General features: G+C 72.5%; 14 protein-coding genes. 8 read left to right on the top strand and 6 right to left on the bottom strand.

The genetic code is table 11. The features are described 5' to 3' along the window. Both AB0M88_RS50655 and AB0M88_RS50650 read left to right on the top strand, forming a co-directional pair. A partial coding sequence (locus tag AB0M88_RS50655; protein WP_364115068.1) for a class I SAM-dependent methyltransferase occupies positions 1–830 on the top strand: 830 nt, incomplete at its 5' end. Between the two features lie 54 nt (positions 831–884). Next, complete coding sequence (locus AB0M88_RS50650) at positions 885–2,396, top strand: serine/threonine-protein kinase (protein ID WP_364115066.1); 1,512 nt, start codon at positions 885–887, stop codon at positions 2,394–2,396. Positions 2,397–2,482: 86 nt separating this feature from the next. Here the strand turns inward: AB0M88_RS50650 and AB0M88_RS50645 are convergent, their stop codons facing one another. Beyond that, positions 2,483–3,874 (bottom strand): cation:dicarboxylase symporter family transporter, encoded by a 1,392-nt coding sequence (locus AB0M88_RS50645; RefSeq protein ID WP_364115064.1) that lies wholly within the window; start codon positions 3,872–3,874, stop codon positions 2,483–2,485. A 105-nt stretch (positions 3,875–3,979) separates the two neighbouring features. On the opposite strand from AB0M88_RS50645, the gene AB0M88_RS50640 reads away from it, so the two are divergent. The 3 genes from AB0M88_RS50640 (at position 3,980) to AB0M88_RS50630 (ending at position 7,450) form a co-directional block, all read left to right on the top strand. Continuing rightward, the gene (locus AB0M88_RS50640) at positions 3,980–5,470 is read left to right on the top strand and encodes a sensor histidine kinase (RefSeq protein ID WP_364115062.1); all 1,491 of its coding nucleotides are present in this window, start codon (positions 3,980–3,982) and stop codon (positions 5,468–5,470) included. Further along, the gene (locus AB0M88_RS50635) at positions 5,467–6,150 is read left to right on the top strand and encodes a response regulator (protein ID WP_364115060.1); all 684 of its coding nucleotides are present in this window, start codon (positions 5,467–5,469) and stop codon (positions 6,148–6,150) included. The genes AB0M88_RS50640 and AB0M88_RS50635 overlap by 4 nt, the downstream gene beginning before the upstream one ends. Before the next feature lie 109 nt (positions 6,151–6,259). Further along, positions 6,260–7,450, top strand: coding sequence for a hypothetical protein (locus AB0M88_RS50630; protein ID WP_364115058.1), 1,191 nt, complete (start codon positions 6,260–6,262; stop codon positions 7,448–7,450). 12 nt (positions 7,451–7,462) lie between these two features. Here AB0M88_RS50630 and AB0M88_RS50625 read toward each other — a convergent pair whose 3' ends face one another. From AB0M88_RS50625 to AB0M88_RS50610, 4 genes are all read right to left on the bottom strand, one after another. Further along, positions 7,463–8,752, bottom strand: a complete 1,290-nt coding sequence (locus tag AB0M88_RS50625) for a helix-turn-helix transcriptional regulator (protein WP_364115056.1) — start codon at positions 8,750–8,752, stop codon at positions 7,463–7,465. A 126-nt stretch (positions 8,753–8,878) separates the two neighbouring features. Then, on the bottom strand, positions 8,879–9,352 hold the full coding sequence (locus AB0M88_RS50620) for a hypothetical protein (RefSeq protein WP_364115054.1): 474 nt from the start codon (positions 9,350–9,352) through the stop codon (positions 8,879–8,881). A gap of 76 nt (positions 9,353–9,428) precedes the next feature. Beyond that, the gene (locus AB0M88_RS50615; protein ID WP_364115052.1) at positions 9,429–10,181 is read right to left on the bottom strand and encodes a phosphotransferase; all 753 of its coding nucleotides are present in this window, start codon (positions 10,179–10,181) and stop codon (positions 9,429–9,431) included. A gap of 82 nt (positions 10,182–10,263) precedes the next feature. Further along, a complete protein-coding gene (locus AB0M88_RS50610; protein WP_364115050.1) occupies positions 10,264–11,178 on the bottom strand; it encodes an LD-carboxypeptidase in 915 nt (304 codons plus the stop codon). Between the two features lie 99 nt (positions 11,179–11,277). On the opposite strand from AB0M88_RS50610, the gene AB0M88_RS50605 reads away from it, so the two are divergent. Beyond that, a complete protein-coding gene (locus tag AB0M88_RS50605; protein WP_364115049.1) occupies positions 11,278–11,499 on the top strand; it encodes a hypothetical protein in 222 nt (73 codons plus the stop codon). A 73-nt stretch (positions 11,500–11,572) separates the two neighbouring features. On the opposite strand, the gene AB0M88_RS50600 is transcribed toward AB0M88_RS50605, so the two are convergent. Continuing rightward, a complete protein-coding gene (locus tag AB0M88_RS50600; protein WP_364115047.1) occupies positions 11,573–12,208 on the bottom strand; it encodes a helix-turn-helix domain-containing protein in 636 nt (211 codons plus the stop codon). An 87-nt stretch (positions 12,209–12,295) separates the two neighbouring features. Here AB0M88_RS50600 and AB0M88_RS50595 point away from each other — a divergent pair, with 87 nt between their 5' ends. Together AB0M88_RS50595 and AB0M88_RS50590 are read left to right on the top strand one after the other, a co-directional pair. Beyond that, on the top strand, positions 12,296–12,703 hold the full coding sequence (locus AB0M88_RS50595) for an ester cyclase (RefSeq protein WP_364115043.1): 408 nt from the start codon (positions 12,296–12,298) through the stop codon (positions 12,701–12,703). A gap of 76 nt (positions 12,704–12,779) precedes the next feature. Further along, entirely contained in the window at positions 12,780–12,995 is a 216-nt protein-coding gene (locus AB0M88_RS50590; RefSeq protein ID WP_364115041.1) for a hypothetical protein, read from the top strand. Positions 12,996–13,069 lie beyond the last annotated feature (74 nt).

The following is a 13,069-nucleotide window of genomic DNA, read 5'->3' as shown; positions in this document are numbered from 1 at the left end:
CTAGCTTGTGGGCACGTGCCCACTTCGACGGGAGGCCAGTCATGCCCGAGGTACACGAACAGCGGACGACCGCCGAGGCCTTCGGCGCCGAGGCGGCACGGTACGACCGTGCCCGTCCCTCCTATCCGCCTGCTCTCGTCGCCCGGGTGAAAGCCGCCGGCCCGGGCCCGTCAACCCTCGATGTCGGCTGCGGCACCGGCATCGCGGCCCGCCTCTTCCGAGACGCCGGCTGCCAGGTGCTCGGCGTCGACGTGGACGCGCGGATGGCCACGGTGGCGCGCGAATCGGGCATCGAGTGCGAGGTGGCCAAGTTCGAGGACTGGGACCCGGCCGGCCGCACCTTCGACACGCTGATCGCCGCGCAGACCTGGCACTGGATCGACCCGGCGGCCGGCGCGGCCAAGGCGGCGTCGGTGCTACGGCCGGGCGGGCTGATCGCGCTGTTCTGGAACGCGTTCGAGCCCCCGCCGGACATCCGTCGGGCGTTCCGCGACGTGCAGAGCCGGCATCTGCCGAAAGCGCCGAGCCCCTGGGCCTTCGAAGGCTCCATCGCCGACGGGTACGCCCGGATGGTCGCGACCGCGGCGGCCGGGCTCGACCGGACCGGGTCGTTCGGACCGGTCGAAGAGTCGCGCTTCGAGTGGGACTTCACGTACTCCACAGAGGCGTGGCTCGACGTGCTGCCGACGTTCGGCGGCCTGGGTTCGCGGGTTCCGCCCGACCTCCTGCGCGCCCTGCTCGACGACTACGCCGAGGTGATCGACGCGGTGGGCGGCAGCTTCGTCATGCATTACACGACCGTCGCCGGCACAGCGTCTCGCAACTCGTAACGCCCGTTGGCCGATGGGCCGGGATCGGACGCCCGGGGACCTAAGCTGTCCGGCGTGACGCTGGGACCTGGGGTGAGGCTGGGCGGCCGGTACCGCCTGGACGTGCGGATCGGCGCCGGGGGCATGGGCGAGGTGTGGCGCGGGACCGACGAGGTGCTCGGGCGTACGGTCGCGGTCAAGGTGATGCTGCCCGCGGTGGCCGCCGACCCCGGGTTCGCCCACCGCTTCCTGTCCGAGGCGACGGCGATGGCCCGGGTCAACCATCCGGCGGTGGCGTCGATCCACGACTACGGCAGCGACGCCGGGGTGACCTACCTGGTGATGGAGTTCGTCGACGGCGAGTCCCTCGGCGGGCTGCTCGCCCGGGTGGGGCGCCTCGGACCGGCCGACACCATGCGGGTGATCGCACAGGCGGCCGAGGGGCTGCAGGCGGTGCACGCGGCCGGGCTCGTGCACCGCGACGTCAAACCGGCGAACCTGCTGGTCCGCCCGGACGGCCAGGTCGTGGTCACCGACTTCGGCATCTCCCGGCACGAGGACGCGAGCCGGCTGACCGCCTCCGGGGCGATCCTCGGCACGCCGAGCTACCTCTCGCCGGAGCAGGTGCTCGGCCACCCGGTGGGGCCGCTCACCGACGTGTACGCCCTGGGGCTGACCGCCTACGAATGCCTCGCCGGGCAGCGGCCGTTCCAGGCCGACAATCCGTACGCCGTGGCGATTCTGCGCGTGCAGCAGGCGCCCCGGTCGATCGGGTTCGCGCTGCCGCCGCCGGTCCTGGCCGTCGTCGAGGGTGCCCTGGCCGTCGACCCGGGGCAGCGCTGGCCGTCCGCGGCCGCCCTGGCCGACGCCGCCCGCACGGCCGCCGCCGGCCTGCGCGCCCCCGGAAACACCCCACCGCCGGTGGGTCACACCCCGCACCCGCCCGCGCCGTCGCCGCCCGGCTTCGGCGGCCCGCCGTCACTCGGCGCGGGCAGCCTGCCGGCGCCGGGCTCCGGCACTCCCCCGCCCGGCGACGCCGGCCGCTCCCGGACCCGCAGCCGGGTCTCGATCGTCGCCGCCTTCGTCGTCGTGCTGCTGGCCGGCGCCGGGATCGCCGTCTGGGGCGTGACCCGCGGCGGCGGCCACGGCGACGAGGCCGGCGCGAGCACGCCCGGCGGCACCGCCACCTCCCCGGCGAAGTCCGTCATCCCGGCCGGTTTCCGCCGATGCGACGCCGAACTCTGCCCGACCGAGGAGATGTGCTGGGGTGGCATCACCAACATCGCCGGCCGGATCATCCCGCCGAAGCGGGCCGACTGCGGAGAACCCCACTACGTGCAGACCTTCGCCGCGATCCCGCTGCCCGACGACGTCGACCTCCTCAACGTCGACACCGACGCCCTGCTGAAGCGCCCCGACGTCAAAAAGGCCTGCTCGCGCGCCTTCATGCAGCAGCGCAGCAAGGACCAGAAGAAGACCGGCGGCTGGCTCATCGACGCCTGGCCGATCCCCACGCCCGAGGGCGGCAGCACCAGCTACCTCCACTGTGTCGCCGGGAACGGGCCGACCACGGGTTCGGCCTTCTGAAAGACATCGGCCTTCTGAAAGACATGGGAAAGGCGCACCGGTGAGCGGGGGGCAAACACCGGTGCGCCTCTTTACCGGCCCACGGATCAGACTGCGGGGGCGGCCGGACCCGCGGGCGCCGAGGAGGCCGGCGAAGGAGCGGGCGAAACCGGCCTCGACGCCGACACGTCGTCGTCCTCGTCGATCATCGAGGTGGGGTCGAACGGGTCCTCGCCGGCCAGCACGGCCCGGGCGCGCTCCCGGTCGAACTCGCCGGTCCAGTTGCCGATCACGACGGTGGCGACCGCGTTGCCGGCGAAGTTGGTCAGCGCCCGCGCCTCCGACATGAACCGGTCGATGCCGACGATCAGGCCGACGCCGTCGACCAGTGCGGGCTGGTGGCTCTGCAGGCCGCCGGCCAGCGTGGCCAGGCCCGCGCCGGTGACCCCGGCCGCGCCCTTGGAGGCCACGACCATGAACAGCAGCAGCGAGATCTGCGAGCCGAGCGAGAGGGGCTTGTCCAGCGCGTCGGCCACGAACAGCGACGCCATGGTCAGGTAGATCGCGGTGCCGTCGAGGTTGAACGAGTAGCCGGTCGGCACCGTGATGCCGACGACCGGCTTGCTCACGCCGAGGTGGTTCATCTTGGCCATGAGCAGCGGCAGCGCCGAGTCGGACGACGAGGTCGACAGGATCAGCAGGAACTCCCGGGCCAGGTAGCGCAGGAGGCTGAACAGGTTGATCCGGGCGAACGTCCACAGGATCGCGGCCAGCACCACGAACACGAAGATCGCGCAGGTGAGGTAGAAGCCGAGCATCATCTGCAGCAGGCTGGTCAGCGCTTTCACGCCGCCGGCTCCGGTCACCGCGGCCATCGCGCCGAACGCGCCGATCGGGGCCAGCCACAGGATCATCGACAGGACCTTGAAGACCAGCGTCTGGATCGACTGGACGCCGCGCAGGATCGGCTCGCCGCGCGTGCCGAGCGCCTGGATGCCGAAGCCGACCAGCAGCGCCACCAGCAGCGTCTGCAGCACCTGGCCCGAGGTCAGCGCGCTGACCAGCGTCGACGGGATCCACCCGAGGATCTGATCCTCGGCGCCGGTGGTCACGGTGACCTGCTTGTGGCCGGCCGCGGCCACCTCCGGCGTCAGGTGCAGGCCCGAACCGGGGTGGATGATGTTGCCGACGACCAGGCCGATGATCAGCGCCACGGTGGACATCGTCAGGAAGTAGCCCAGTGCGAGCCCGCCGACCTTGCCGACCTGGGCCGCCTTCCGCACCGAGCCGACACCGACCACGATGGTGCAGAAGATGACCGGGCTGATCATCATCTTGATCAGGCTGACGAATCCGGTGCCGACCGGTTTCAGGTCGACGCCGAGCTTCGGAAAGAGAAGACCCACCAGGATGCCGGCCACGACGGCCACGATCACGGCGAGATAGAGGATATGTGTACGGTCCCGCCTGACCTGCGGGTTAGGGCTCTCGGTCGCCATGCCGCAGACTGTGGCCCGCGTCTCAACTCGGGGGCACCATTGCGTTCATTCTGGTCACGCACATCGATGCGGTCGGGGCACTGGAGTATCGCCCGGCAACTGTTCGTGCTGCAAGTTCTCGTGGTCAGCCTACTCGTCGCGATCGGCACGGCCGGGGCGGTGCTGCTCGCCAGCAACGACGCCGACCAGGCCGCGGTCGACCAGGTCACCGGCATCGCCGAGGCCTTCGCACGCTCACCGCTGGTCATCCAGGCGGTCGGCTCGGCCGATCCGACGGTCACCCTTCAGCCGTACGCCGAGGCGACGCGACTGGCCACGCACACCGACTTCATCGTGGTCATGGCCCCCGACCGCACCCGGTGGACGCACCCGACCAGATCGCTGATCGGGCAGCCGTTCGTCGGCACGATCGACGCGGCCCTGCGCGGCGGCCGGGTGGTCGAGAAACACGCGGGCAGCCTGGGCGAGTCGGTGCGTACCGTCGTGCCGGTGGAGAACGCGACCGGCACCGTGATCGGCCTCGTCTCGGTCGGCATCACCACCAACGCGATCAAGGAGAGGCTGTGGCACCGCGCCCCGGCCGTGCTCATCCCGGCGGCCCTCGGACTGCTGCTCGCCGCGGCCGGATCGTGGCTGCTCAACCGCCGGCTGCGCCGCCAGACCCACGGCCTCGGCCCGGCCGAGATGACCCGCATGTACGAGTACCACGACGCCGTCCTCCACTCCGTACGCGAGGGCCTGGTGGTCGCCGACCGGGACGGCCACGTCACGCTGATCAACGACGAGGGCCGGCGTCTGCTCGGAACGTCACTGCCCCCCGAAATCGCGGCCCTGCTCGACTCCCGCACGCCGGTGGCCGATGAGCCGGTCCTGGCCGGCGACCGTCTGCTGGTCGCCAACCAGCGCGTCATCCGGTTCGAGGACAAAATCATCGGAACCGTTCTCACCCTGCGCGACCACACCGAGCTGCGGGCGCTGACCGGCGAACTCGACTCGGTGCGCGGCCTCACCGAGGCGCTGCGCTCGCAGGCCCACGAGGCCGCCAACCGGCTGCACACCGTGCTGACCATGGTCGAGCTGGGCCGCACCGAGGAGGCGGTCGAGCTGGCCACCGCCGAACTGGCCCACGCCCAGCAACTCACCGACCAGGTCGTCGGCTCGGTCGGCGAACCGGCGCTGGCCGCGCTGCTGCTCGGCAAGTCGGCCCAGGCGGGCGAGCGCGGCGTCGAGCTGGCGGTCGACGACGCCTCCCGCATCGACGGCAGCCCGCTGCCCAGCCGCGACCTGCTCACGGTCGTCGGCAACCTGGTCGACAACGCGCTGGAGGCGGTGGTGACCACGCCGGCACCCCGCCGCGTGACGGTGCTGGTGGTCGAGGAGGACGGTGAGGTGCTGGTGCGGGTCAGCGACACCGGTCCGGGCCTCGCCGACACGTCGCTGGCGTTCCGCCGCGGCTGGTCGACCAAGGCCGAGGGTCGCGGCCTCGGCCTGGCCCTCGTCCGGCAGGTCGCTCTGCGCTACGGCGGCCGCTATGAGGTCGGCCCGGCCGAGGGCGGCGGCGCGGTGGTCACGGTGCGACTGCCGGTGCCGGCATGACTGACGTACGCGTCCTGGTCGTCGACGACGAGCCGCTGATCGCCGAGGCGCACGCCGCGTACACGGAAAGGGTGACCGGATTCCGGGTCGCCGCCACCGCCCACACCGCGCAGGAGGCGATGGCCGCGCTCCGCGCGGCGCCGGTCGACCTGGTGCTGCTCGACCTCAACCTGCCCGACCGCAACGGCCTCGACCTGTGCCGGGCGCTACGGGCCTCGGGCAGCGGCATCGACGTGCTGGTGGTCAGCTCGGCCCGCGACCTGGCCTCGGTCCGCACCGCGGTCTCCCTCGGCGTCACCCACTACCTGCTGAAGCCGTTCACGTTCGCCACGTTCCGCGAGAAGCTGCTGGGCTACGCCCGCTACCGGGCCCAGATGCTGGCCACCCACGAGGTAGCCGCCCAGCACGAGATCGACCGCGCCCTGGCGGTGCTGCGGGGCGCCCCACAGGACTCCCTGCCGAAAGGGCTGGACGCCACCACACTGGACCTGGTCCTGGGCGCGCTCCGCGAGACCACGCCGGGCACCGGCTGCTCGGCGAACGAGGTGGCCGCCCGCATCGGCACGTCGCGGGTGACGGCCCGGCGCTACCTGGAGCACCTCGCCGACGCCGGCCAGGTCTTCCGCAGCCCGCGCTACGGCAGCCCGGGCCGCCCCGAGGTCGAATACCGCCGCGTCTAGACCAAGGTCATCTTGGTGCCGGATTCCGTCCGCCGTTCGGGGGAAGTCGGCCCGAGGGATTGATGGTTCTGTTGCGTCATGCGTGTCGACGGGGAATCCGAGGTGACCGGTGACTGACATCGAGACGATCACCCTCGAGGCCGAGCTGACCGACGAGGTGGCGGACCGCGAGATCGATTCCGCGGTCAACGGACGCCATTCGGTCGCCCGTAAATACGTCCTGTGGGTCCGGCGGCGTCATCCCGAGGCGACACCGTCCGAGGTCATCACGTTCCTGGAGCGCCACTACATCACCGCCATCACCGTGGCCGGCGGCCTCGTGTCGGCCGGCAGCATCGCGCTCGACGTCGGCATCTCGCTGATCCCCGGCGGCGGTATCGCCAAGTCGGCGACCAAGCACGTGGCACGCGGAGCGGCCAAGAAGGCGGCGCTCCACGCGACAAGAATGGGCGCTCAGCACGTGTCGAAAATGCTGCCCGCCGGCGACGAGCAACTCCAATTCGAGATCACCGCGCTCTTCGCTCTCGCGCTGGCCGACATCCACGGCATGAGCCTCGACTCGTCCCAGCGGAGCGCGCTCGTCTACGGCCTCGCGAACGACGGCGTCGACCAGGGCCAGATCACGGCGATGGCCACCGACCTGGCGCGGTCGACGACCAGCCCGGTCGAGGTGGGCCAGAGCATCGCGCAGGGCCAGCGGGACTGGTCGCACTGGGCCGACACGCTCGCCCGGTCACTGCCGGCCGGAGCCGCCCAGAATCTCGTGCGCGGCATGAAGACCGGGACGCTGGAAGAGGTGCGGGCAGGGCTGAGCGGAAAGCGGCAGGCGGCCGTCGAGTACGGCGCGGGTGCTCTCATCGGCGGAGTCACCCGCTTCGCGTTCGGACGCAACGTCGTCAGCGCCACGCAGCAGGCGTTCGCCGATCCGCCCGGCGGGTTTCCGCCGCATCTGGCGATCGAGGCGAAGGAGAGCCCCGAGAACGACGACGAGGCGAACCCGGCGCTCGCCGCCCTGCTGGGTGCGGCCCGCTCGACCGGAGGCTGGCTGGGCGGATCCGCCCAGACGATCGGGACCGGTGTCGGAACCGTCGCCGGCAGCGTGACCCGCCCGTTCCGCGGTGTGGACCTCGACGGCGACGGCATCCCCGACGAGCCGCAGGCGCTGACCGCGGTGAAGGGCGTCGGCGGCGCCCTCGCCGGCGCCGCCTCCACCGCCGCCGGGAAAGTCAGGTCACCGTTCAGGCGCAGGAAGACCGAAGAGCCCGCGGCCGAGAGCGACGCCCCTCGTACCGACGGCTGAGATCCGACGCGCTCACTTCCCATCCCGGCCCAGCGTCGCGGCGAGCAGCCGGACCTCGGGGGTGGCGGGATGGTCGCGGATCAGATCCCGGGCGAGACCGCGGATCGACGGCCGGTTGCGCACCTCGGCCGGTGCCTCGGCATGAGCGTCGAGCAACGCCCGGGCCGTCTCGCCGGGCCGGCCCCACTGGGCCCACGCGCGGGCCCGGTCGGTGTGCAGGCGCGCCCGGCGCTCCGGCGTCGGGAAATGACCGGGGCGCAGATCGCGGGCGGCGTGCAACCCGGCGCCGGCGTCACCGAGCGCCCAGTGAATCCCGAGCTGGTAGAGCGTGACCTGCGCACCGGTCAGCGCGAACGGGTGCCCGGACCGGGTCGCGACCGTCAGGCCGGCCGCCGCCCGCTTCGCCTCCCCGATCAGCGAGGTCGCGGCGTCACGGCGCCCGGCCGTCGCCGCGTTGTAGGCACACGTGCACAGCGCCAGGGCATAGGTGGCCGCGTGTTCCGGCGTCGGCAGGCCGGTCCGCTCCAACTCCGCCGCCGCATCGAACGCGATGTCGTCCGCCAGCGCATGCTCGCCCTGATGGCGCAGCACGATGCCGAGCGCGCGGGCGGCCACGGTCCGCGACAGAGGTGACTCGGCCAGGCCGGCGAAGATCACGGCCCGGTCGGCGGTCAGCCGGCTCGCCTCGTGCGCTCCGGCCTTGTTGAGGGCCTCGCTGGCCAGCGTGTAGGCGGCGGTGAGCTGCGCATAGGCGGCCGGGTCATGGGACGCGGTGTCCGCGTGGGCGGTCGCGAGCAGGTCGGGCATCGCGTCGATGAGCAGCGCGAGCTGACCGGCGTCGAACAACCGCCGAGCCCGCCGGTACCGCACGGCGGCGCCGAACTGCCGGCCTCCGGCGCCGGGCCGGCCCGGCGCGGCGAGAGCATGATCGAGCCGGATCAGCAGACCGGCCGGCACGGTGGCCAGCACAGTACGTCGGCGCATCGGATCGTCCCCCTGGTCGCCGTTGGCTCCGGCCACCATAGCGGCGCGCGCCGGGACGAAGTCCAGTACCGCGCCGAGCACGTGCGGGGGAATCTCGAGGGCCGCGGCGATCCGCCGCAGCAGGTCCACATCGGTCGCGCGGCGCCGGCCGGTCTCCAGCCGGGAGACGACCGAGGCGTCGTAACCCAACCGGGCGCCGAGGTCGGCCTGCCGAAGATGCCGAGCAAGCCGGGCAAAGCGCAGCAGGCCACCGACGTCTTTGGCCGCGATCAGCGCCCGGGCCGATCCGGAGTCCCACAACGAGTCGCTTCCGTGCATGGCTGCCCGCTCTTCATCGCCGGGTCGAGTCCTGGTTTCAGGCTACGGCGACGGTGCACGCGTTGCCGGTTCCATCGGGCTCAGCGCACCCCAGCCGCTCGGCTCAGCGCACCCCGGCCGCTCGGCTCAGCGCACCCCGGTCGCGATGAAGGCGCCGCGTTCGACGGTGAGGTTCGCGGCGAGCACAGTGCCGGCCCCGACGCTGACACCGGCGCGCAGCACGGTGTGGTGCCCGATCGTGGCGTCGTCGCCGATCATCGCTCCGGCGTAGACGATCGCGCCCGCGCGGATGATGACGCCCTCGCCGAGAAGGGTGTCGGCACCGGCACCGGCGCCGGGGTGATGGTCTCGCGCGGCAAAGCCGTACTCCGGCTCGCCCAGGATCGCCCGGTGTCCGATGTAGCCATAAGCGCCGATGGACAGGCCGCCGTGCAGAACCGCGTACGCGCCGACGACGACCCGCTCACCGAGCACGATCGGGCGCACCGTGCCCAGCAGGTCGGCCGGGAGCAGCACCACGGTGGGGTGCAGCCGGCAGCCGGCGCCGATCCAGAGCAGTCCAGCCTGGACCAGTTGGGCGGCGCTCACCGGATAGGTCATGCCACCAGAAGACACCGTTGCGCCGACCCGCGGTGATCGACATGCCGATCACGCACACGGCATGCCAGGCGTGCAATTACTTCCAATCTCGGTGGGACCGTTCGACGTAGCGCATGTTGCCGGTGATTTCGGTCAGGCGGCCCTCGCGCCGCAGCCGTATGTAGCCGGGGTTTCCGGCGTCCGCCCACGCCTCGATCGTGCGGCGGGTGACGTCCATCCGGCGAAGCACCACGTCGAACAGGTCCTCGGGACGGTCCAGCCCGTAGGCGTCAAGGAAACGGGCGATCCGCGGACCACGGGCGGCGATCGGCCAACCGAGCCGAGCGCAAGCCGCGTCGTCATAGAGGGGCACGAAGCGCCACAGGGCGTAGGCGACGTCCCACTCCGGTGGCCCGGGCGCCGCGAAGTCCCAGTCGATGAAGGCGACCGGCCGACCCGCCCGGTAGACCGCGTTGTACGGCCCGACGTCGTTGTGGCAGATCACCGCGCCGCTTGTCGGTGCGCCGACCTGGAACTGCCAGCCGGGCCGGTCGCAGGCCCAGCCGGTCGTCGCGTCGTGGAGGGCGCGGAGCAGGCGGCCCGCGGCGGTCAGGGCCGCGTCCGAGAACACGCCGGGCGGCGGCCCGTCGATGGTGACGTCACCGTCCAGGAACGTGAGGATCTCCCGGCCCTGGGCGTCGATGCCGCGGACGCGCGGCGCGCCGGGAAAGCCCGCCGCCTCCAAATGCCGCAGCAGCGCGTGGACGCTCGGGCTCCAGAAGCCGACCGGGCGCCGCACGGTGTCGCCGACCCGGGTGACCGGCGTCAGGGTGCCGCCCGGCAGCGTCATCGGCCCACCGGGCCGACGACCAGGATGCCGACGGGCGCGTCGAGGACGGCCGGGCCGACGACCAGGATGCCCCCGGGCGGCGTCATCGGCCGACCGGCTCGACGACCAGGGTGCCGGCGGTCGCGTCGAGGACGGCCGGGACGCCCAGGCCGACCGCCACCTGCTGGTCGCCGTGGCCGATCGGGAGGCCGCCCAGCACCGGCACGCCGAGCGGGGTCAGGCGTTCGGCCAGGACCTCGACCACCGGCGGCTGGTACGCGTCGCGGGTGCCGCAGTCGGTGAACTGGCCCACCGCCACGCCGGCCACGCCGTCGAGCCAGCCGGCGCGCAGGAGCTGGACCAGGTAGCGGTCGATCTCGTACGGCTCCTCGTGCACGTCCTCGACGAGGAGGATCGCGCCGCTCAGGTCGGGGCGGAACCGGGTGCCCACCGACGTCGCGAGCAGGGTCAGATTGCCACCGAGGAGCACTCCAGTGGCGGCGCCGGGGACGCGGAGACCGCGCGTACTCTCCTCGTCGAGCGCGGCGACCGTGACCGGCTCGCCGGACATCAGGGCGTGCCGGGCCGCCGTCGCGGTCAGCGACGCGGCGCCGCGGTCGAACTGGGTGACCGTCGGGCCGTGCACGGTGGGCAGGCCCGCCCCGGCCCACAGCGCCAGGTGCAGCGCCGTGACGTCGGAGAAGCCGAGCACCAGCTTGGGGTCGGCGCGGGCCGCCGCGAGGTCGAGGCCGTCGACGATGCGCTGGGCGCCGTAGCCGCCGCGGAGGCACAGCACGCCGCGCACCTCGGGCGAGCGCAGGGCGTCGTTGACGTCGGCGAGGCGCTCCTCGTCGGTGCCCGAGAGGTACGTGTGCCGGCCGAGCGCGTGTTTGCCCATGCGGATGCGCAGCCCCCAGCCGGTGAGCACGGTGACCGCCGCCTGCGCCCGGGCGGGCGGCACCCAGCCGGACGGCGCGACCAGGGCGACGAGGTCACCCTCGCGGAGACGGTTGATCACGGCGCGAAGCGTACTCGTCCTTTCGGCCGATGCCCCATGTCCACCATTTCGTACCCGGGCATGACTTAACCGGCCCCCGCCCGGGGCAAGCATGGAGGCATGTCATTCCTTTCCCGCTGGTGGTACCGCCCCGTCCCCCGCCGTCGCGCGATCCTCGTGCTGGTCCTGATGCTGGTCGCGACCGTGCTCTTCGTCTGGCAGGCCATCGTCTACAACGGCACCGCGACCGCGGTGATCGGCTGGATCTGCGCGGCCCTGCTGGCCATCGACTCGGTGCGGGTCGGCGCCGGCCTGGCCGCCGACCGATACCCCCGGGACTAGCGCCTCGGCGAGGGGCTTCCGGGTCCGGCCGCCGCCGGCATCGACGTTCGCGGCGTTCTGCCGCGGGCCATGCTCAGCCGGCGTTCCGCTGCAGCCCCAATAGGGCGCGATAGGTCGCGGCGGCCGACGGTGCCGCCGGGAGTGGTCGCGCGCCGGGCGCGGCGAACGCTTCCAGGAGGTACGCCAGGAGCCGCCCCGAAAACGCGGCGGCGACCGCTCCCCCGGCCGCCGCGACGCCCGCGTGCGCGAGCAGCAGCATCGGTAGGTCTTCGGGCGAGAAGTCGTTTCGGAGCGAGCCCGCCTTCTGCGCCCGGGCGATCAGTCGGCCCAGCGCCTCGTAAGCCCGGCGACGATGCTGCTCGACCCGCATCGAATCGGGGAACGTCATTGTCAGCAGTTCGGCGAAACCGCGGTCGGCCAGCTGCATTTCCGCCATTTCGCGGACCAGGGTGGTGAACCCGCGCCAGGCGTCCGGGTCCCGCTGCGCGGTTTCCGCCGCCTGGGCGTACGCCGCGATCTTGTCGTCGAACACCTCGGCGACCAGTGCCGACTTCGAGCCGAAGCGCCGTCGCAGGGTCGGCTCGCCGACTCCGGCGCGGGCGGCGACGTGCCGCATCGACGCGCCCAGCCCGTCCTCGGCGAACACCTCCCGGGCGGCGTCGACGATGCGCTGCCGGTTGCGTTCGGCGTCCGCCCGCAGGTGATCCATGACACCGCACTGTACTCGACGCACCTGCGCCACTTACGCTCGACAAGCGGCGCGGGTGCGTCGCTTATTTCGCCGACGGAGGAACCCATGACCCCCAAGCAGGTCGTGCACGCGTTCTACGACAGCTACAACGGCAAGGACCTCGAGGCGTCCTTCGACCGCTACATCGCCGACGGGCTGGTCAACCACGCCATGGGCGGCGCGTTCGACCGGGCCGCCTGGCTCGACGTCGACCGGACGTGGTTCCCGGCCTTCACCGACTTCACGGCCACGGTGCTCGACCAGGTCGCGGAGGGCGACAAGGTGGCGACCCGGGTCCGGATGGGCGGCACCCACACCGGCGCGCCGTTCGCCGGCGTGGACGCGAGCGGGCACAGCGCGTTCCTGACCATCTCGGCGATCGACCGGGTGGCCGACGGCCGGATCGTCGAGCACTGGTCCGAGTTCGACTTCGCGGGCTTCCTCGTCCTTTTGACCGACGCCCCGCGCCCCTGATCTCGTGCCCCGGTACGACGCGACGCCACCCCTGGCCGGGCCAGCATTGACCCGTCGACAACGCCAGGAGGACACGATGTCGGGTCGAACGGTTCCGAGCCGCGGACGGCTGATGACGGTGCTGGTGCTGGAGGCGGTCGCGGCCGCCTTCTCGGTGTGGGCGGCAGTGAGCGGCGTCTACGACAACACGTTCAGCACGGCTCTCATGTGGGCCGTCGCGGGCGTGCTGACGCTCGACTTCGCCCGCAACGCGGCACGACTCGCCGCCGCCGACCGTGGCTCACGCCCGTGATCGGCGCGGGCCCCGGCCGCCGGGCATGCTGGGGGGCATGACGGGCGACGGGCACAGCGGCGCGCCGGGAGCCC

The organism is Actinoplanes sp. NPDC051411 (assembly GCF_040682075.1).
Classification (GTDB): Bacteria; Actinomycetota; Actinomycetes; order Mycobacteriales; family Micromonosporaceae; genus Actinoplanes.
This window is presented reverse-complemented; position numbering and strand designations above follow the sequence as displayed.

What these genes read in the sequence shown, in the direction of transcription:
- AB0M88_RS50645 (WP_364115064.1), bottom strand. Translation starts at nt 3,874, where the DNA reads ATGGCGACCGAGAGCCCTAACCCGCAGGTCAGGCGGGACCGTACACAT.
- AB0M88_RS50635 (WP_364115060.1), top strand. Translation starts at nt 5,467, where the DNA reads ATGACTGACGTACGCGTCCTGGTCGTCGACGACGAGCCGCTGATCGCC.
- AB0M88_RS50625 (WP_364115056.1), bottom strand. Translation starts at nt 8,752, where the DNA reads ATGCACGGAAGCGACTCGTTGTGGGACTCCGGATCGGCCCGGGCGCTG.
- AB0M88_RS50620 (WP_364115054.1), bottom strand. Translation starts at nt 9,352, where the DNA reads ATGACCTATCCGGTGAGCGCCGCCCAACTGGTCCAGGCTGGACTGCTC.
- AB0M88_RS50615 (WP_364115052.1), bottom strand. Translation starts at nt 10,181, where the DNA reads ATGACGCTGCCGGGCGGCACCCTGACGCCGGTCACCCGGGTCGGCGAC.
- AB0M88_RS50605 (WP_364115049.1), top strand. Translation starts at nt 11,278, where the DNA reads ATGTCATTCCTTTCCCGCTGGTGGTACCGCCCCGTCCCCCGCCGTCGC.
- AB0M88_RS50600 (WP_364115047.1), bottom strand. Translation starts at nt 12,208, where the DNA reads ATGGATCACCTGCGGGCGGACGCCGAACGCAACCGGCAGCGCATCGTC.
- AB0M88_RS50595 (WP_364115043.1), top strand. Translation starts at nt 12,296, where the DNA reads ATGACCCCCAAGCAGGTCGTGCACGCGTTCTACGACAGCTACAACGGC.
- AB0M88_RS50590 (WP_364115041.1), top strand. Translation starts at nt 12,780, where the DNA reads ATGTCGGGTCGAACGGTTCCGAGCCGCGGACGGCTGATGACGGTGCTG.